General features: G+C 31.9%; 18 protein-coding genes and 1 tRNA gene. 11 read left to right on the top strand and 8 right to left on the bottom strand.

What is annotated here, in order from left to right:
* Positions 1–170 precede the first annotated feature (170 nt).
* A complete protein-coding gene (locus tag U0D62_RS15640; RefSeq protein WP_322288244.1) occupies positions 171–1,178 on the top strand; it encodes a sensor histidine kinase in 1,008 nt (335 codons plus the stop codon).
* Positions 1,175–1,891, top strand: a complete 717-nt coding sequence (locus U0D62_RS15635; RefSeq protein ID WP_322288243.1) for a LytR/AlgR family response regulator transcription factor — start codon at positions 1,175–1,177, stop codon at positions 1,889–1,891. Before U0D62_RS15640 ends, U0D62_RS15635 begins: the two co-directional genes overlap by 4 nt.
* Before the next feature lie 91 nt (positions 1,892–1,982).
* Here the strand turns inward: U0D62_RS15635 and U0D62_RS15630 are convergent.
* A tRNA-Asn gene (locus U0D62_RS15630) sits at positions 1,983–2,056 on the bottom strand.
* 116 nt (positions 2,057–2,172) lie between these two features.
* Positions 2,173–3,507: an RIP metalloprotease RseP gene (gene rseP, locus U0D62_RS15625; RefSeq protein ID WP_322288242.1), complete on the bottom strand. Its 1,335-nt coding sequence runs from the start codon at positions 3,505–3,507 to the stop codon at positions 2,173–2,175.
* 160 nt (positions 3,508–3,667) lie between these two features.
* Between rseP and U0D62_RS15620 the strand changes: the two genes are divergently transcribed.
* Entirely contained in the window at positions 3,668–4,345 is a 678-nt protein-coding gene (locus U0D62_RS15620; RefSeq protein ID WP_322288411.1) for an SCO family protein, read from the top strand.
* A 67-nt stretch (positions 4,346–4,412) separates the two neighbouring features.
* Here the strand turns inward: U0D62_RS15620 and U0D62_RS15615 are convergent, their stop codons facing one another.
* Positions 4,413–5,879 carry a hypothetical protein gene (locus U0D62_RS15615; protein WP_322288241.1) on the bottom strand — a complete coding sequence of 489 codons (1,467 nt, stop codon included), beginning with the start codon at positions 5,877–5,879 and terminating at the stop codon, positions 4,413–4,415.
* Between the two features lie 315 nt (positions 5,880–6,194).
* On the opposite strand from U0D62_RS15615, the gene U0D62_RS15610 reads away from it, so the two are divergent.
* The 3 genes from U0D62_RS15610 to U0D62_RS15600 are packed head-to-tail and all read left to right on the top strand — an operon-like array spanning position 6,195 to position 8,734.
* Positions 6,195–6,422: a FeoA family protein gene (locus U0D62_RS15610; RefSeq protein WP_322288240.1), complete on the top strand. Its 228-nt coding sequence runs from the start codon at positions 6,195–6,197 to the stop codon at positions 6,420–6,422.
* Between the two features lie 18 nt (positions 6,423–6,440).
* The gene (feoB, locus tag U0D62_RS15605) at positions 6,441–8,537 is read left to right on the top strand and encodes a ferrous iron transport protein B (protein ID WP_322288239.1); all 2,097 of its coding nucleotides are present in this window, start codon (positions 6,441–6,443) and stop codon (positions 8,535–8,537) included.
* A 44-nt stretch (positions 8,538–8,581) separates the two neighbouring features.
* Positions 8,582–8,734 carry a FeoB-associated Cys-rich membrane protein gene (locus tag U0D62_RS15600; RefSeq protein WP_322288238.1) on the top strand — a complete coding sequence of 51 codons (153 nt, stop codon included), beginning with the start codon at positions 8,582–8,584 and terminating at the stop codon, positions 8,732–8,734.
* Between the two features lie 216 nt (positions 8,735–8,950).
* Here U0D62_RS15600 and U0D62_RS15595 read toward each other — a convergent pair whose 3' ends face one another.
* Together U0D62_RS15595 and U0D62_RS15590 are read right to left on the bottom strand one after the other, a co-directional pair.
* Positions 8,951–9,868, bottom strand: coding sequence for a DMT family transporter (locus tag U0D62_RS15595; protein WP_322288237.1), 918 nt, complete (start codon positions 9,866–9,868; stop codon positions 8,951–8,953).
* Positions 9,869–9,914: 46 nt separating this feature from the next.
* Positions 9,915–10,331, bottom strand: coding sequence for a hypothetical protein (locus U0D62_RS15590; protein ID WP_322288236.1), 417 nt, complete (start codon positions 10,329–10,331; stop codon positions 9,915–9,917).
* A 101-nt stretch (positions 10,332–10,432) separates the two neighbouring features.
* Here U0D62_RS15590 and U0D62_RS15585 point away from each other — a divergent pair, with 101 nt between their 5' ends.
* Positions 10,433–11,587 carry a lycopene cyclase family protein gene (locus U0D62_RS15585; RefSeq protein ID WP_322288235.1) on the top strand — a complete coding sequence of 385 codons (1,155 nt, stop codon included), beginning with the start codon at positions 10,433–10,435 and terminating at the stop codon, positions 11,585–11,587.
* Between the two features lie 19 nt (positions 11,588–11,606).
* Here U0D62_RS15585 and U0D62_RS15580 read toward each other — a convergent pair whose 3' ends face one another.
* Complete coding sequence (locus U0D62_RS15580) at positions 11,607–12,344, bottom strand: TerB family tellurite resistance protein (RefSeq protein WP_322288234.1); 738 nt, start codon at positions 12,342–12,344, stop codon at positions 11,607–11,609.
* 204 nt (positions 12,345–12,548) lie between these two features.
* Here U0D62_RS15580 and U0D62_RS15575 point away from each other — a divergent pair, with 204 nt between their 5' ends.
* The 4 genes from U0D62_RS15575 to U0D62_RS15560 all read left to right on the top strand — a co-directional run bounded on the left by U0D62_RS15575 (position 12,549) and on the right by U0D62_RS15560 (position 15,730).
* A complete protein-coding gene (locus tag U0D62_RS15575) occupies positions 12,549–12,959 on the top strand; it encodes a BrxA/BrxB family bacilliredoxin (RefSeq protein WP_322288233.1) in 411 nt (136 codons plus the stop codon).
* A gap of 341 nt (positions 12,960–13,300) precedes the next feature.
* Positions 13,301–14,044, top strand: a complete 744-nt coding sequence (locus U0D62_RS15570) for a lysophospholipid acyltransferase family protein (RefSeq protein WP_322288232.1) — start codon at positions 13,301–13,303, stop codon at positions 14,042–14,044.
* A gap of 17 nt (positions 14,045–14,061) precedes the next feature.
* Positions 14,062–15,063 carry an acyl-ACP desaturase gene (locus U0D62_RS15565; protein WP_322288231.1) on the top strand — a complete coding sequence of 334 codons (1,002 nt, stop codon included), beginning with the start codon at positions 14,062–14,064 and terminating at the stop codon, positions 15,061–15,063.
* A gap of 13 nt (positions 15,064–15,076) precedes the next feature.
* The gene (locus U0D62_RS15560) at positions 15,077–15,730 is read left to right on the top strand and encodes an HD domain-containing protein (RefSeq protein ID WP_322288230.1); all 654 of its coding nucleotides are present in this window, start codon (positions 15,077–15,079) and stop codon (positions 15,728–15,730) included.
* A 142-nt stretch (positions 15,731–15,872) separates the two neighbouring features.
* Here U0D62_RS15560 and U0D62_RS15555 read toward each other — a convergent pair whose 3' ends face one another.
* On the bottom strand, positions 15,873–16,253 hold the full coding sequence (locus U0D62_RS15555) for a hypothetical protein (RefSeq protein ID WP_322288229.1): 381 nt from the start codon (positions 16,251–16,253) through the stop codon (positions 15,873–15,875).
* Positions 16,254–16,487: 234 nt separating this feature from the next.
* Positions 16,488–18,245: an AraC family transcriptional regulator gene (locus U0D62_RS15550; protein ID WP_322288228.1), complete on the bottom strand. Its 1,758-nt coding sequence runs from the start codon at positions 18,243–18,245 to the stop codon at positions 16,488–16,490.
* Positions 18,246–18,252 lie beyond the last annotated feature (7 nt).

The following is an 18,252-nucleotide window of genomic DNA, read 5'->3' as shown; positions in this document are numbered from 1 at the left end:
TCATTAGCCGAAATTATTTATCCCCATTAAAATTTGAAAGTAAACATGCTAGTCTGATTTACTCTCATGATAAACAGGACCAAAACCATGATAACCTGTGTTTGTCATTATTAATTGCTACTTAAAAAACTATTATCGACCTTTATACTATGGTGGGAAAGCAACTCAATTTGAATAATTTCTATACGCAACCACGGTTTTGGAGACATGTTGTTGCCTGGATAATACTTGGATTTCTAGGTGTTTTTCTTTTTTATATTGGTCGGGTAGAAGAAGTTCCTGGTATAGAAAACAAATTGCCTAGTTCTAATACTTCTATTTTTTTTATATTTCAATTGTTTTTTTTGGTGTATGCCAGTTTTTACGCTTACAATACTTTAATTCCGAAAAAAAAATATCTTCTATTTGGTTTAACACTTGCAACAATAGTTGTAGTCGTATCCATTATAAACGAAGTATTAGATGAGTCAGTATTTAGTGTTGGAATGATAACTGGATTTTGGGCGAATGTAATCGTACTGCCATTTCTTTTATTGACCGCTTTTGGAGTTAAGCTTATTCACCAAACGTTAAGAAATTTTCTGACAATAGAAAGGTTAAAAGCAAGTCAAAGGAATTCTGAACTACGTGTACTCAAATCACAACTGAATCCACATTTTTTATTCAACACCTTAAATAATATATATTCCACCAATCTAAATGATTCTGAAAAGGCAAATGATATTATCCTGGAACTGGCTGATATATTAAGATACCAGTTAGAAAGCTCTAAAAAAAACTACATCCCATTGATTGATGAAATCAAAAATTTGGAAAGTTATATTTCTCTGGAAAAAATCAGGGTACGTGATTGCAAGATTACAATCCAAAAAGATGGCTATTTTGATAATGTTGAGATTATCCCTCTTCTTTTATTACCTTTTATTGAAAATGCGTTTAAGTATGGTACAGGTATAAAACCCGGTAAGATTGATGTTTTGTTTCGATTAGATGAAAATCGGCTTTTCACCTTTGTTTGTGAAAATAACATTGTCCAAAATAAGAAAAATTTATCTTCGGGAGGGATTGGTTTGGAAAATGTAAAAAAGCGATTGGCACTTGGGTATCCAGATAAGTATAAACTTGATATTAAAAACAATAATAATATTTTTAAAGTTAACCTAACGCTACAATTATGAATCTAAAATGTATGATTATAGATGATGAACCCCCTGCTCATCAGGTTTTAGAAAAATACATTTCAAAACTGAGTAGTCTGAGTTTAGCAGGGAATTGTTATAATGCTATAGAAGCAATCGATTTTTTACATCAAGAATCTGTAGACATTATTTTTTTAGATATTAACATGCCTGAAATGACAGGACTTGATTTTTTAAAAACCTTACATAACCAACCTTCAATTATACTGACAACCGCATATTCTGAATTTGCCCTAGAAGGATATGAATATGGTGTACAGGATTATCTGTTAAAACCTATACGATTTGAACGTTTTGCAAAAGCAGTTAACCGAATTATTGAAAACAAAAAAACTGATAGTCCATCACAAAAGACTTCTAATAATATTCAAACAAAAGAACTCTTTTTCTTTATCAAAGCAAATGGCATAAAGCATAAAGTCAATTTTTCAGAGATTCTTTATGCTGAAGCTTATGGCAATTTTGTAAAAATTCATTTACCAGAATCTACATTAACTACAGCTTCTACGCTTACCAATATGGAAGAAAAACTAAAAACAAATGGTTTCTTAAGAATTCATAAATCTTTCATCATTAATATTGAAAATATCAATTCAATACAAGGTAATCAGGTAATCATCGGAAATATGAAAATTCCAATCGGACAATCTTATCGACAAATTGTTTTGAATGTTTTAAGTTCAAAGAAGTAATACGATATAGAATTTTATAGAAATCCTTTTTGAACCTCAATAAATTCCATAAAAAAAGCCTTGATTATCTCAAGGCTAATTTCTAGTTAAGCTCCCCCTCTTGGACTCGAACCAAGGACCCTCTGATTAACAGTCAGATGCTCTAACCAACTGAGCTAAGGAGGAATTTACTCCTGCAATCGAGAAGTGTTTTTCTCTTTTGCGAGTGCAAATATATACTATTTTTTATATCCCAAAAAGAAATTTTTAATTTTTTCTTCAGAAATTTTAAAAAACTGGATTTATTTAAAAATTGCGCGATAAATATCATTCCCATTTGCAAATAATAATAGAGCAATAAGGATAATAAAACCAACTAGTTGGGCATACTCCATAAACTTATCATTCGGTTTTCTTCCAGCAATAATTTCATATAATAAAAACATTACATGACCACCATCTAAGGCAGGAATAGGTAAAATATTCATAAAAGCCAGAATGATAGATATAAAAGCCGTGGTTCCCCAAAACGCTTTCCAGTTCCAGGCATCAGGAAACAAGTTCCCGATCGCTCCAAATCCACCTACCTGAGTGGCTCCTTCTTTTGTAAAGACGTATTTAAACTGCGCGATATAATCATTTAATGTCCAATACCCCAATTCTAAGCCTTTAGAGATGCTTTCTCCAAAACTATAATCAACTTTATGCTGTTTTATAGCTTCTTTGTCTGTAGCGACCATTACCACTCCAATCTTTTTATCTTCGCCAAGTACTAACTCTACTTCATTGGTTATACCATTTCTTTCATAAGTAATAACAGCAGTACTATCATTTTTTCTATGATTGTTTAAAGCATAACTAAAATCTGTTTGATATTGAATTGGCATACCACCGATTTTAAGGATCTTATCAGTTTTTAATAATCCTGCTTTTGCTGCCGGCCCTCCTTCTGCTATAGAATCTAATTTAAAAGGATATCTAAATGTCATGGCATTAAATTGCCCTGATTTAAAAATCTGCGTACCTATATCTTCTGGTAATTGTATCGTTTGATTTTGACCATTAGGATGTTTTACAGTAACTGTTTCTACATCGCGAACCATTAGATATTTACCTATTTCGGTATCATCAAATAAAGATTCTCCATTTACGGTAACAATTTTATCGCCTTGCTGGAATCCATAATCTTCTAAAAGTTTAGTAACTCCAAAACCATATTTTATATCATCTCCCTTAGAATAATATTGTCCCCAGGAAAAAATTATTAATATATAGATTAATACTCCAAGAATAATATTTACTGTAACACCACCAAGCATGATAATTAAACGTTGCCAAGCGGGCTTAGATCTAAATTCCCATGGTTGTGGTGGACCTGCCATTTGCTCCTTATCCATGCTCTCATCAATCATCCCCGAGATCTTAACATATCCACCTAGAGGAAGCCATCCAATACCATAGACAGTTTCTCCAATCTTTTTCTTGAACAAAGAAAATTTTACATCAAAAAACAGGTAGAATTTCTCTACTCGAGTTTTAAATAGTTTAGCTGGAATAAAATGTCCTAATTCATGGAGAATGATTAGAAAAGATAAACTTAATAATAGTTGTATCGCTTTTACAAAAAATGGACTCATACGTCTGACTTCAAAATTTAATCACGCAAAAGTAACCTTTTAGATGAGCATATAAAAGAAATCCGATGTAGAGATCAGGGTTTTAGTATTTTTTTAATGAAAAAAACACGTTTTATAAACTTTAATCCTTGTAATTTTGCCGATCGATAGGATTACTCAAATGCTTCAATTTTTTTCTAAATACAAGTTTTTTGCTGCTGTACTACTGGTACTATCGGCTATTATTATTTCTATTATTTATTCTATTCTTAAACCAGAACGAGTATTACCTATATACGAACCTGATATGGTGAATACTGAATTAGTGGATAGCACAGTTCAATATATTCGTAAATATCATAAAATTGCTGATTTTAGTTTAACTAATCAGAACGGAAAGAAAGTAACGCAAAGAGATTATGAAAATAAAATTTATGTGGCCGATTTCTTTTTTACTACTTGTCAGACAATATGTCCTATAATGACTGGGCATATGAAAGAGATACAAGAACGACTTAAAAACGATAATGAGGTTTTGTTGTTGTCACATTCTGTGACTCCGCAAATCGATAGTGTCGCCAGATTAAAAAAATATGCACTTGATAAAGGGGTAGATGATGCTAAATGGAATCTGGTAACAGGAGATAAAAAACAGATTTATGATCTGGCCCGTAAATCCTATCTGGCAGCAAAATCTGATGGAGATGGCGGACCATATGATATGGTACACACAGAAAATTTTGTGTTAGTGGATAAGAAGAAAAGAATTCGTGGATTCTACGATGGTACCAATCCTGAAGATATAGATAGATTACTTGAAGATATTCATATTTTGAAACACAAATCTTCAAAGGATTAAAAAAACAAAACCTGAATTTGATTAGACAACTCAGGTTTTGAAATTACAGGGTAATTAGGGGTGTTTTTTATTCCAAAAATATCACTTCAGAGCCAATGTCAATTAATTGAATCATTAATTTAAGAGGTTCATTAAATACTGTGGGTTGATTATTGGCTAAGGGATATTCAAAATCCCAATTGTTACTATTATTTTCACAATTGTCAAAAGGACCTGAAAACTCTATACCTGCTAAAGCATAATTGAAATCCCCATAATTATATAAATCTCCAACTTTGTTAAAAGTGGTGTTAGCTACCACTTCATTGTCACTATTCATCCATTGAAAATTATCGGCGCTCATAATTCTTATACCACAAAATTCTTCTGGTAATACAATTCCTCCTTCATTATTAAAATAGGCTTCTAGTGCACCTGAAGGAATGGTTATTTGGGGACTTGGTTGATCATCAACCATAGAGGTGAAATCAACAATCATGTAAGAATCATTGCTTACACTGATATAATCTGGGATAACAGATCCATCATTTCCTGATCCACCACCATTTCCAGTGCCATTTCCGCCATCACCACCACCAGTAACTACATCCACACGATCCATCATAAAGTCGAATTGATCTTTACCCATAGCGTTTTTAACTCTTAAACGGAAAGAAGTGTTAACATTCGTTTTCCATGAATAGGTATACACTTTAGTGGTATTTGCAGGAACCTCAAAGCCTTGAGGGATAGCAGAATTAGGGTTTTTCATAGATTTCCACTTTCCGTTAGCAAAATATTCAAAATATAACTCTGGCCCTCTATAAGAACTACACGGTGGGCTTTGACATATACTACCCGAAGGAGAATTAGATATGTAATGATCATTTGTACTGTTCTGAACCGCTTTACTACAGATTTTTCCTTTCCATTTTTTAATACCCCGCATAGTAGCATGAAGCTTATATCGTGGCCCTTTGTTACAAGCAGAAGGAGTAAGACTTGCACAATCATTTACAAAACCGTCATAATTATTAGGAGTTTTGTCTAAAGCAATAAATTCTGGAGTTCCTAAAAAACCACCAGCGATAGAACTTGTGAATTTTGAATTTGTACAAGCAACAATTCGTGAAGAACCACCAGTGCCAATCGGAAAATCTCTGGATATACTTCTAGCCCATCCCTGTGCTTTTTTTGTTTTAAAAACAGATTTATCTTTTAATCTCAAAAATGAAGGAATAGGAGTATCGGGTTTAGAAATAGCCCAAAAGATTTCTTGTGCTGTAGGATCCTCTATTAGTTCACCAATATTTGTTAGAAATGAACATTGTTCACAATCACTTTCTTCTAATAAAAAAGTGCCTTTGAGCTCACCATCATTAATGGTTTGAAAACTTATTTTGTTACCGTTTTCTAAAATCACTTCAACTTTATTATCTGAAGCTTGTTGATCAATAATTGCATCTTCTGGAGAACTATATTCTGTTTTTTCACAAGAAATTATGAAGAAACCACAGAAGATCATAAATACGAAGGTTTTAAAATTTGAAATCATCGTAAGGTTTTTTGAGTAAATACCTACTCTGTTTAAGGCTTTTCGGTTTCCGCCTATTTCTAAATTTAGATATTGATGAAAATACTCTGGCCTGAGTTTGAGGATATCCGAGAATGTTGATTTTCAAAGATTTCGGATAGAAAATGGGGTATATGCCTTTAAATGAAAGGTGGAAAAACTGAATTGCAATACAGAATATTCTGATGTTGAATGAAAGACTTTGATTTATAAATCAAAGGTTTTGAAAAATTTAGCTTTTTGGATACAATTTTTTCCACTACTTTTGTCTAGTTTAAAATTAATCTAAATAAACGCTTGAAGACTACAATTGCCAGCCTCAAAAGAGGTCAAAGAGCTTTAATCAAAGAAATTACTTCTGATACAGTACCATTGAAGTTATTAGAAATGGGATGTTTGCCTGGAAATGAAGTGCAATTATTACACACAGCTCCTTTTCAATGCCCTATGTATCTTACTATAAATGGTAGCCATCTTGCAATAAGAAGAGAAATGGCCGCTCAGATTGAAGTTCAAATTATATAAAAACATATTACCCCTTTTATGGCTAAGCAAATTAAAGTTTCACTTATTGGTAATCCTAATACCGGAAAAACATCGGTTTTTAACTTGCTTACCGGTTTAAATCAACAAGTAGGAAATTATCCGGGAATAACAGTAGAGAAAAAAGAGGGAGTATGTAAGCTTTCCAGAGGAGTCAAAGCACATATTTTGGACTTGCCTGGAACGTATAGCCTTAACGCCTCTTCTCTTGACGAAAATGTAGTCATAGAATTATTGCTGAATAGAAATGACAAAGATTTTCCTGACGTTGCTGTTGTTGTAAGTGATGTAGAAAATTTAAAACGCAATCTATTATTATATACTCAGATCAAAGATTTAGAGATTCCTACCATTTTGGTAATCAATATGGCGGATCGTATGAGTCGAAAAGGAATTTCATTAGATATTCCATTACTTGAAAAAGAGTTAAATACCAAAATAGCGCTTATTAGTGCTCGTAAAGGAGAAGGTATTGACGAGCTTAAAAAATTGATAGAATCATATAGTTCATTGCCTAAAAGACCTTGCGTTGATGCATTGTCTTTTGCTCCAGATTATTTTGAAAGATTACAAAAAACATTTCCCGATCAATCGCTATATAAGCTTTGGTTGGTCATTACACAAGATGTAAACTTTAGAGCAATAAATAAACAAGAGATAGCTATTGCTCCGGATTTTGAAATTAAATCTGAAGGAGAATTAAAACGACTACAGCAAAAAGAAACCATAAAGAGATATCAATTTATTAATAACGTTCTCAAAAAAGGTCAAACAATAGATGAGAAAGCAGCTACCGGAATGCGTGCTAGGTTGGATCGAGTTCTAACACATAAATTCTGGGGATACTTTATCTTCTTTGCAATATTGTTATTAATATTTCAGGCGATTTATGATTGGTCTTCTTATCCAATGGATTTAATCGATGAAGGTTTTGCTTGGTTAAGTGAGGTCGCAAAATCTACACTTCCTTCTGGGCCAGTAGTAGATCTTATTACCGAAGGGATTATTCCTGGATTAGGTGGAATCGTAATTTTTATCCCACAGATAGCATTTTTATTTCTTTTTATTTCTATTCTCGAAGAAAGCGGTTACATGAGCCGTGTTGTTTTTTTAATGGATAGAGTAATGAGAAAGTTTGGGTTGAGTGGTAAAAGTGTTGTGCCGTTAGTTTCAGGTACTGCTTGTGCAATACCTGCTGTAATGGCTTCTCGTAATATCGAGAATTGGAAAGAACGTTTGATTACCATTCTAGTGGTTCCATTTACTACTTGTTCAGCAAGATTACCAGTATATCTTATTATAATAGCATTGGTTATTCCGGATGAAAAAATAGGATGGGTGTTTGGTTACCAAAGTCTTACGCTTATGTTGTTGTATTTTCTAGGCTTTGCTACTGCGGTTGGATCTGCTTGGATACTTAATAAGATCTTGAAAATAAAGAGCAAATCTTATTTTGTTGTAGAAATGCCAGGATATAAAATGCCTTTATTTAAAAATGTTGTAATCAATGTGATCGAAAAAACAAAAGCTTTTGTTTTTGGAGCAGGAAAAATCATCTTAGCGATTTCAATTATTTTATGGGTTCTTGCAAGTTTTGGACCTAATGAAAAATTTAATAATGCTGAAGAAGTGGTTGCTTCAACTTATACAGATCTATCTCAGGAAGAGTTGGATCAAAAAGTAGCATCTTATAAACTAGAATATTCTTTTATTGGATATGCAGGTAAAGGAATAGAGCCAATTGTAGCTCCTTTGGGGTATGATTGGAAAATCGGGATTGGGATCATTAGTTCTTTTGCTGCTCGCGAGGTTTTTGTAGGAACGCTCGCAACAATCTATAGTGTTGGTAGTGATGAAGAGGAGACAATAAAAAATAGAATGGCAGCAGAAGTTCATCCGGTTACAGGAGCTCCATTGTTTAATTTGGCTAGCGGAATTTCTTTGCTATTGTTTTATGCTTTTGCAATGCAATGTATGAGTACTTTGGCAATAGTAAAACGAGAAACCAATAGTTGGAAATGGCCAATGGTGCAACTAATATCTATGAGTCTACTGGCATATACAGTGGCACTTATAGCATACCAAATTTTAAAATAAAACAAATACGATAAGTTTTCGTATTTTTATACGACACATATGATATGAATATCCTTATCCAAAATATAATAGTACTTTTAATCTTCGCGATAGCAGTGGGATTTTTGATAAAAAAGTTCTTCTGGAAACCTGCTTTCTTATCATCAAAGAAAAAATCAGATTCTTCTTGTGACAGCACTTGTGGAGGATGTCACTAGTCATTATCTTAATCGCTTATTATTTAGATTATAAATCTGATAAAAGTCAATTTATTTCTGACTTAAAAGGAGGGTTATCTTTTTTGTTTATTTTATTTCTGACTTTTCTTATAATTAGTTATGTACTAAGACTAGGCGTTCTTTATGCTATTCTTTCTGTTGGTGTGATAATTCCAGCTAGCTTATGTATAAAACAGCTTTTCAAAAGAAAATAATTTACTTTTTTAACCAACTTATTGGTTTACTACTGATTAAATATACTCCTGCAAAAATTAAAATACAACATAAAAGTTTAGTGACAGTAATATCCCCTTGATATTGGCTGTTAACCACTAGATAAGAAATTAACCCCACCAATAGCATCGCTACAGCTGGTTGGACATAGATATAACTACTAGAAACTGTTGGTTTTACATATTGCAATGCAAACATATTAAGAAAATATGCTAAAAATGTCGGCCCCAAAATCACATAGAATAAAGAAGTCCAGCTAGAAAAATCAAATGCTGTAAAATCAGTCTGAATTAATTTTTCTATGCAGAAGGGAAACATGAAAATAAACCCAAACATAAAAGTCCATACGATTACGGTAATGGGTTTGTACTTAGACATAAGTGGTTTAACGATTACCAGGTAAAATGCAAATGACAACGCATTAATAAAAATAAAGAGATTACCTAATAAAGAACCAGTTCCTAAACTTGAATTACCCAGATAAATTAATAATACTGCTCCGGATCCGCCTATAGAAATCCCAAGAACACGTTGTAAGGTTAGAGGCTCTTTAAGTAAAAAATAACTTATGATGACTGTAAAAATAGGCATCGCTGTTACGATGATAGCTGCATCTACAGGAGATGTGAGACTTAATCCGTTCATTGAAAAAAACTGATTAGTAGCTACTCCCAAAAGACCACATAATGCCAACCGCGGAATATCTTTTCGATCAACCTTTTCTTTAATAAAATATTTAATAATAAAAAACAAAAAACCTGCACCAGCTATTCGAAGAAAAACCAGGGCAGAAGCTTCAATTTTGTTGGGCATTAGTCCTTTTGCTATTAAGTAATTAGCACCATAAATAATATTGACACTTAATAAGGAGAGATGAGCTTTTGCCGTATTAGAAATCATCAGGCAAAGAAAAGAAATACAATAGTATTCATTTGATAAGTAACATTTATTTAACGACTAGTTCCAGAAAATAATCAGTTGCTTCAATTTTTTGGCCAAAAGAAGGATAAGGGCTAAGAGTATATCCATATACTTTAGTTTTATCTTGATCCAATAATTCTTCCATGTTATTAGGATTTATACTGCTGCTTCCAAAAACATAAACTTTTTGCTCAATAAGTTTATCGTTTTCATAAAAACCTATCACAGCTTTCGCTTGACCTTCCCAAACACAACTTACTCCAGTTGGGCATCGCGAATCTTCAGTTACACCCATAAACTTGATACTTTTTTTATCCAGATTCAATGTTTTTCCAGATTTAAGTTTTGTAACAATCATTGGAGGGTCAACCTTATCAGTTTCTTGAGCATTAATACTAATAAAAGGTGCGATAAATAATATAAAAATAATAATCTGTCTCATAGTATTCATTTATGGATGTTAAAGATATATAAAAAACCGTTCCAAATTTTTTGAGATATAAACGGATTACTATTTTTTACTTATATATTTAACATCTGAATATGCAAAAATATGACTACATAATTACTGGTATGGGCGCTTCAGGCTTGCTGTTGGTGTACCATATGGTTTTAGATCCTTTTTTTGATGAAAAGAAAGTCTTATTGATTGACAAAGACAAAAAAAAACAAAATGATCGTACTTGGTGTTTTTGGGAAACAGATGTAAGAACTGGAACAGATTGGGATAAGTTAGTGAGTAAAAAATGGAATACTATTTTTTTTGGAAGTTCTTCTTTTTCTAAAAAAATAAAAATAGCTCCTTATCATTATAGAATGATCCGAAGCAAGGATTTTTATAGCTTTATTCTTGAGATTTTGAAGGATAAACCAAACATTACAATTTCTGAAGAAACTGTAATCACTTTAAAAGATAAAGGGACATTAGTTGAAGTAAGCACAGATAGTAACTTGTATCAAGGAAATAAACTACTGAATAGTGTTGTCTTATCTCAAGAATACAAACAACAAAACCAATACCCTGTTTTGAATCAGCATTTTGTAGGATGGTTTGTGAAGACAAAGGTCCCTTCATTTGATGATAAGATTGCTACTTTTATGGATTTTAGGGTGGATCAAAGAAGTAATACAAGATTTATGTATGTGTTGCCTACTTCTAAAACCGAAGCATTATTTGAGTATACGTTATTTTCTGTAGATTTATTGAAAGAGAAGGAATATGAAGAAGAAATTGTCAAGTATTTACAAGAAAAGGGAATAAAAGAGTATTCAATTGTAGAAAAAGAAAAAGGATGCATACCGATGACCTGCTACGAGTTTAGACATCAAAATTCTAAAAACATCTTGCATATAGGTACCGCTGGAGGATGGACAAAGCCTAGTACAGGATACACTTTTAATTCTTCTTTTAAGAAAATAAAAAAACTGGTCACTTTTTTGAAAACAGATACTGATTTTACCGGGTTTGAGAAAAGAAGCCGTTTTTGGTATTATGACCTGTTGTTTCTAGATGTTTTACATCAAGACAATTCATATGGAGCTACTTTGTTCTCTAAATTATTTCAAAAAAATAAAATAAGTAAGATTTTAAAATTCTTAGATGAAGAAACAACCATCTCAGAAGAGATTAAAATCACAACAAGTTTACCTTGGAAAAGATTTTTGAAAGCACTTAAAAAGAGGGTTTTTAAAAATTAATTTTGTAGTAGATCAGAATTTAACTCATACCTCTTTCTTTCTTAATTTGATCATAAGCTTTCTGAACCGATCTGAATTTTTCTTCAGCACCTTTGATATGTATTTCATCCATGTGTTGTACTTTATCAGGGTGATACTTTTTGGCCATGGTTCTGAAAGCTTTTTTAACTTCAGAGTCAGAAGCAGTTTTCTCGATCTCAAGAATCTTATAAGCGTGATCTGCGGTTTTGAAAAACATTGCTTTTATACTTTCAAAATCCCTGAAGTTTATACGTAGAAACCCTGCTATTTTTCGAATTTCTTCAGCTTCGGACGTACTAACACTTCCATCAGAATTGGCGATTCCAAAAAGAAAATGTAAAATTTGCAATCTTGCAGGATATCGAGTATGCTGATTAATATATAAACAGATTCTATGAGGAGAAATCTGTCTTTTTTTTATAATCTCATTAAAAGTCCTGAAAGTGGCATTCGCCCTTTCTTTTCCATAAGCACTCACAAAGTATTGCCTTACATAATCTAACTCGGTTTGATTAATTTGACCATCTGCCTTTATGACAATAGAAGAAAGAGAGAGTAAATTAAGTTCAAAATCAGCCGGAGTAACACGTTCTTGTTGCGTAAATACGGTTTTAAAGCTACCACCGCTTTTTTTGCTGGTAGTAGTATCTACAAGACTGCCAAGAATAAATCCAAGTATTGCTCCTGGAAATCTAAAAAAGACATATCCTAATATGGCGGTAAACCATTTAATCATTTAATTTTTTTTAAGGTTGTAAAGATAATCGTAATTAATCAAAATCTGGTTTTTTTGATTTTATACTATATAAGTCCACAATGTTTTGAATTTGTTACCAAAATAAAATTTAAATATAATTATGCGACTACTTGACAGTTGAGTAGTTATGGTACATAATTTGTACCTTTGTACAAAATTGTAATACAATAAAAAATAAGAAATATGTATCCAGCAGATTTAGTAAAACCAATGCGCGAAGATCTTACAAATATAGGTTTTGAAGAATTGCATACAACAGAAGCGGTAGATTCAGCAATAACAAAAGAAGGAACTACTCTTGTAGTAGTGAACTCTGTATGTGGTTGTGCGGCTGCCAATGCTCGACCAGGAGCAAGAGCTTCTCTAGAAAATGACAAAAAACCTGATAATTTAGTTACCGTTTTTGCAGGAGTAGATAAAGAAGCAACTGATAAAGCTAGAGGATATATGATACCTTTCCCACCTTCATCGCCATCAATGGCTTTGTTTAAAGATGGTGAACTGGTTCATATGCTTGAGAGACATCATATTGAAGGTAGACCTGCAGAAATGATTGCAGAAAACCTTAAAGATGCTTATAATGAGCACTGCTAAAAATCTATTATTTAAGTGTTAAAAATAATATTAAACCGTTTGCAGTAGCAAGCGGTTTTTTTAATAGAAAAAACAGATTTTTCGTACTAAATCTATCAAAATAAATAATAAATTAACTAAATTATTTTGATTGACTTATTAGAATTAAGATGCTAAGATTTTTGGCGTTATAATTAAGTTAATAAACTGTTGGCTAACTGAAAATAATATCAGACATTGCGGCTTCATAAAGCATTTATTATGATTTAAATAAGTTGATGCCTTATGAATTCTATTTTTAAGTACAACAAGACTTTAAGGTTGAATTAACCTTGCTTTAAATGATCTTGAAAGGTTGTAATATGGAGTTAATTAAAAAGATAATATCGTATCCATTAAGCATATTGTTTTATCTGTGCTTTGGGCTTGTTTTAGTTATATTTCACCCTATACAATGGTTAGCGATAAAACTTGGAGGTGTTAGAGGACATAGGAAATCCATAAATTATTTAAACTTATCCATTTTAGGGTGTCTTTATTTACTGGGATGCAGAGTAAGTTATAAAAATAGGCATCAGTTACCAGTAAATACTCCATTGATTATCGCATCTAATCATCAAAGTATGTTTGATATCCCGATGATTAGCTGGTTTATGAGAAAATATACGCCTAAATTTATTTCCAAAATTGAATTAGGGAAAGGGATACCAAGTATTTCTTTTAACCTTAGGAATGGAGAACACGCTTTGATTGATAGGAAAAATCCAAAACAATCAATTCCGGAGCTATCAAAATTTGGGAAATTTATTGCTAAAAATAAACTCTCAGGAGTTATCTTTCCTGAAGGAACTAGGAGTAGAGATGGGAAACCCAAAAATTTTGCTGCTACAGGGTTAAAAATACTATTTAAAAATGCACCAGAAGCCTTAGTAGTGCCGGTAACCATCAATAATAGCTGGAAACTTGTTAGGTTTGGTAACTTTCCTATGGGAGTGGGCCTGCATTTAACATTAGAAGTACAAGAACCTATATCTGTTGACTCAATGAAAGTGGAGACTTTGTTAGAAACTGTCGAAGAAAGGGTCACATCATCTATTAAAACATAACCATACAATATACTATAATGGCTTTAGATAATATAAGATTAGAAGTAATGCAATTGCTGGAAAAGAAGGTTGATTCTTTTATAGATAAGTTTCTAATTCCAGTAGATAAGATATGGCAACCAACTGATTTCTTGCCTGATTCTCAGAATGAAGAAACTTTCTTTGAAGAAGTAAAAGAACTAAGAGAACTTGCCAAAGAACTTCCTTATGATTTTTGGGTAGTTCTTGTAGGAGATACCATAACCGAGGAGGCTCTTCCAACCTATGAATCCTGGCTTATGGATGTAGAAGGTATTAATCAACATGAAGGAAGCCAAGGTAATGCTTGGTCAAAATGGGTTAGATATTGGTCAGGAGAAGAAAATCGTCATGGAGATGTATTGAATAAATACCTTTATTTATCTGGAAGAGTAAATATGATCGAGGTAGAAAGAACCACTCAATATTTGATTAATGATGGATTTGATATAGGAACAGATCGAGACCCATATAAGAACTTTGTATACACAAGTTTTCAGGAATTAGCCACATATATATCCCATAATCGTGTGGCAAAAATGGCAAAGGAATATTCTAATAAATCTCTTGCAAAAATGTGTAAGATTATTGCAGGTGATGAAATGAGGCATCATAATGCTTATAGTGAATTTGTAAGTAGTATTTTCGAAGTAGATCCAAGCCAAATGATGATAGCTTTTAAAGATATGATGAAGCATAAAATTGTTATGCCAGCGCATTTTCTTAGAGAATCAGGTGAGGCAATAGGAACTGCATTCGAAGAGTTTTCTAATTCAGCACAACGAATAGGGGTGTATACAGCTCAGGATTATATAGATATTATGCAACGATTAATTGATCGATGGGAGATTGATAAAATAGTTGGACTTACTGATGAGGCAGAAAAAGCTCGCGATTTTCTTATGAAATTACCGGCAAGAATGCAAAGAATCAGTGAAAGACTGGTGGTTCCTGAAGAAGTTTTTGAATTTAAGTGGGTAAAGCCTGCATTAGTAAAGTAATTGTTGTTTTGTTATGACAAATGATTTGTTGATAGCAAAAACTGTAGATTTTGTTAAGGAAAAACTTAAGGGAGCAGAAGGAGGCCATGATTGGTTTCATATAGATAGGGTGTATAAAAATGCCAACCTAATAGCTTCAGAGGAAGATGTAGACCTCACAATCGTTTCTTTAGGTGCATTGTTGCACGATATTGCTGATTCTAAATTTCATAATGGTGATGAAACAGTAGGACCCAAAGTGGCAAAAGAATTTTTAGAAGAACTTTCTGTAGATAAAAATATTATTGATCATGTAATTCACATCATTGAAAATATTTCTTTTAAAGGTGGAAACACACTACAAAAATTTAAATCTCCAGAGTTAGATGTAATCCAGGATGCAGATCGATTAGATGCTATAGGAGCTATTGGTATAGCAAGATGTTTTAATTATGGAGGATTTAAGAACAGGGCATTATACAATCCTGAGATTGAACCTAATTTGAATATGAGTAAAGAAGAATATAAATCTTCTACAGCTCCTACTATCAATCATTTTTATGAAAAGTTACTCCTACTTAAGGATAGGATGAATACCGAAACCGGAAAGAAACTTGCCTTGGAAAGACATTCTTTTATGGAAGAATTTTTAGAACAATTTTATAAAGAGTGGGAAGGTAGGCGCTGATGAATCGCCTACCCGTTGATATCTTGATGCTCATTTTTTGATCGTTTTGTCTTTATTAAAATAGACTTATTACAAATTCAATAAGTAATAAAAAATAGTTCAAAATTATATTCAATAAAATTTTTGTTAGTGCTATCATAATTTAATAATTGATTTTTCCATTGTTAATGGTTATTAGATTTGTCTTATTTCGATTTACAAACTCCAATGTAAAACGATCAATATCTTCATAACCTTTTACTTTATTTAATAATAATTGATTGATGCGATCAGCCTCTTTTTTTACATCAGAATATTTACAATTCTTTAATTCATATTCTGCTGTTTCGGTTGAGATTCCTTTTTCAGAAACTTCTAAACCTCTTACATATAAAAATTGATTAATTTGATCACATTCACAATTTGATTTCAGCACTTTTAGTATAGCATTAGATTTATCTTCTACAGTGTTAAAAGTGAAAACTCCATACACTAAAAGACCAGCAAGTATACCTAAAGCGAATAAACCAATTTGTTTTTTCATTGTTAATGTCTTTACTAAGGGAATTGTTCCTATAATACTTTATCAAAGTACCTTCAAAAAAAACATAATAACAAGTAAAGCTACCCCATATTGAAGAAAAAAGGGTGTGATTATGCAATGTAAATAACTGTTTATCAGTAAATTAATATCATTGTTGAGTTAAGAGGTATAAGGGAGTCTTATGAAGCCTATTTTTATAAATTTAGGGTGAATTTAATGTAGGAAATCTTGAAATCAGCTTTTTGATTTTAGCTGTTTAATATAAAACGAAGGAAGTAGACCTGTATGAATTTTAAAATACTTAGAAAACGAATCTGCACTTTTATATCCAACTTCACCAGCGATAGATTTTATAGAATAAGATCTAAACTTAGTATCATTTTTTAAACGTAAAATGGCATAATTAATCCTTAGATCATTTATATAAGTATTGAAGTTTTTATCAAAATGTGCATTAATAACTTTAGATAAATATGATGTATTGGTTCCTATTTTTTTGGCAACATTATAGAGGTTACATTCAGTTCTAAGATAGTACTCTTGTGATTCCATTTTTTCAAGACCTTGCAAAATCTGAGCATATAATTCGTCATTAATATCTAATTCGTTGGAGTGAGAATCCAATAAATCATCTTTAGTGTCTATTATAGGTTTTTTAGAAATGTTTACAGTTGATTTATCTTCAGGGGAATCTTGTTTTTCGTGTTTTTCAATTTTTGAAAGTAGAGAATCAAACTTTTTTCTGTTCTTCTTTTTAACCTTTTGAAAAAATACCAAAGCAAGAATTAGTCCTGAGCCAAAAACTGCCAATCCAATTTGAGAATATGTCAATCTACTTTTTTGCCTCTTTTTTTGACTTTCGAGTGTTTTAATCTCATTCTTATAATTGTCAAAAGTAACATCGCGTACTTTTTTTGAAGCAGAAGTTTTTTTATTTGTAAGCTTACTTAGACTTAGAATGTGCTTCTCGTAAAAATCATTGGATTTTTCAAGATCTCCCATTTTTTTATATGATTGACCAAGAAGTTTATAGCATTTACTTAATTCGTCAGAATTAGTAAAGTTTTTGTCCAAAATTTCTAGAGACTCTGAAAGTATCTCGATACTTTCATCATACTTTTCCTGAACATATTTACATTCTGCTATTAAATTTAGGATTTTACCTAAAAAAACTACATCATTGGCTTTAGAACATAGTTCTTTTGCCTCATATAAAAACTGTAAGGCAGTTTTATAGTCCTCTTTTTGCATATAAAGTATGCCACGATGCATTAATAAATCGATGTGAATATTATCGACTTTTACCAGTTTTGTAAGGGCTAACCCATCATTATTGCTTTGCAATGCAGAATCAAGATAGTTAAGTTTTATATACGCTTCACAGATTCTGGCATGAGTTAACATCGTATTTTGCCTATCGCGCTCTAGGTTATCTTTTGGAAGTTTAGGGATTAATGAAAGACTTATTTTTAAATCTTCTAATGCTTTTTTATGATCTCCGGATCTCAATTTTATAAAACCCAAATTTGTCTGTAATGCCCATAAAGCGTATTTATCATTGATTTCCTGCGCTATTTCAAGGGATTCATAATAGGTAATTGCGGCTTTATCATATTCTTCAATATCAAAATAATGATTGCCTTTTAACCTTAGTAAGCTTGCAATTACTTTTTTATCAAGATTACTATTGGTCGCAATAGTAACAGCCTTATCCAGATAATCAATAGAAGAAATCGTGTTACCAGCATTTAAACTAACGGTACTTAAGTGTTGTAGAGCTTCAATCATTCGTTCAGCATCATTATTCTCGAAAGCTGTTTTGTAAAGAATATTACTCAGGGATGTTATTTCATCTATCTTACTTTGATCTAAAGCATTAAGCTCTGTGATAAGATCTTCTGCGGTTTTATTGGCCAAGATATCATCTAACTGAGCATATGATATGTTTACAAACAATAATAGAGAGAATAATAAAACTCGAGTAGGGCACATAAATGCT

The organism is Aquimarina callyspongiae, from assembly GCF_034322225.1.
Classification (GTDB): domain Bacteria; phylum Bacteroidota; class Bacteroidia; order Flavobacteriales; family Flavobacteriaceae; genus Aquimarina.
This window is presented reverse-complemented; position numbering and strand designations above follow the sequence as displayed.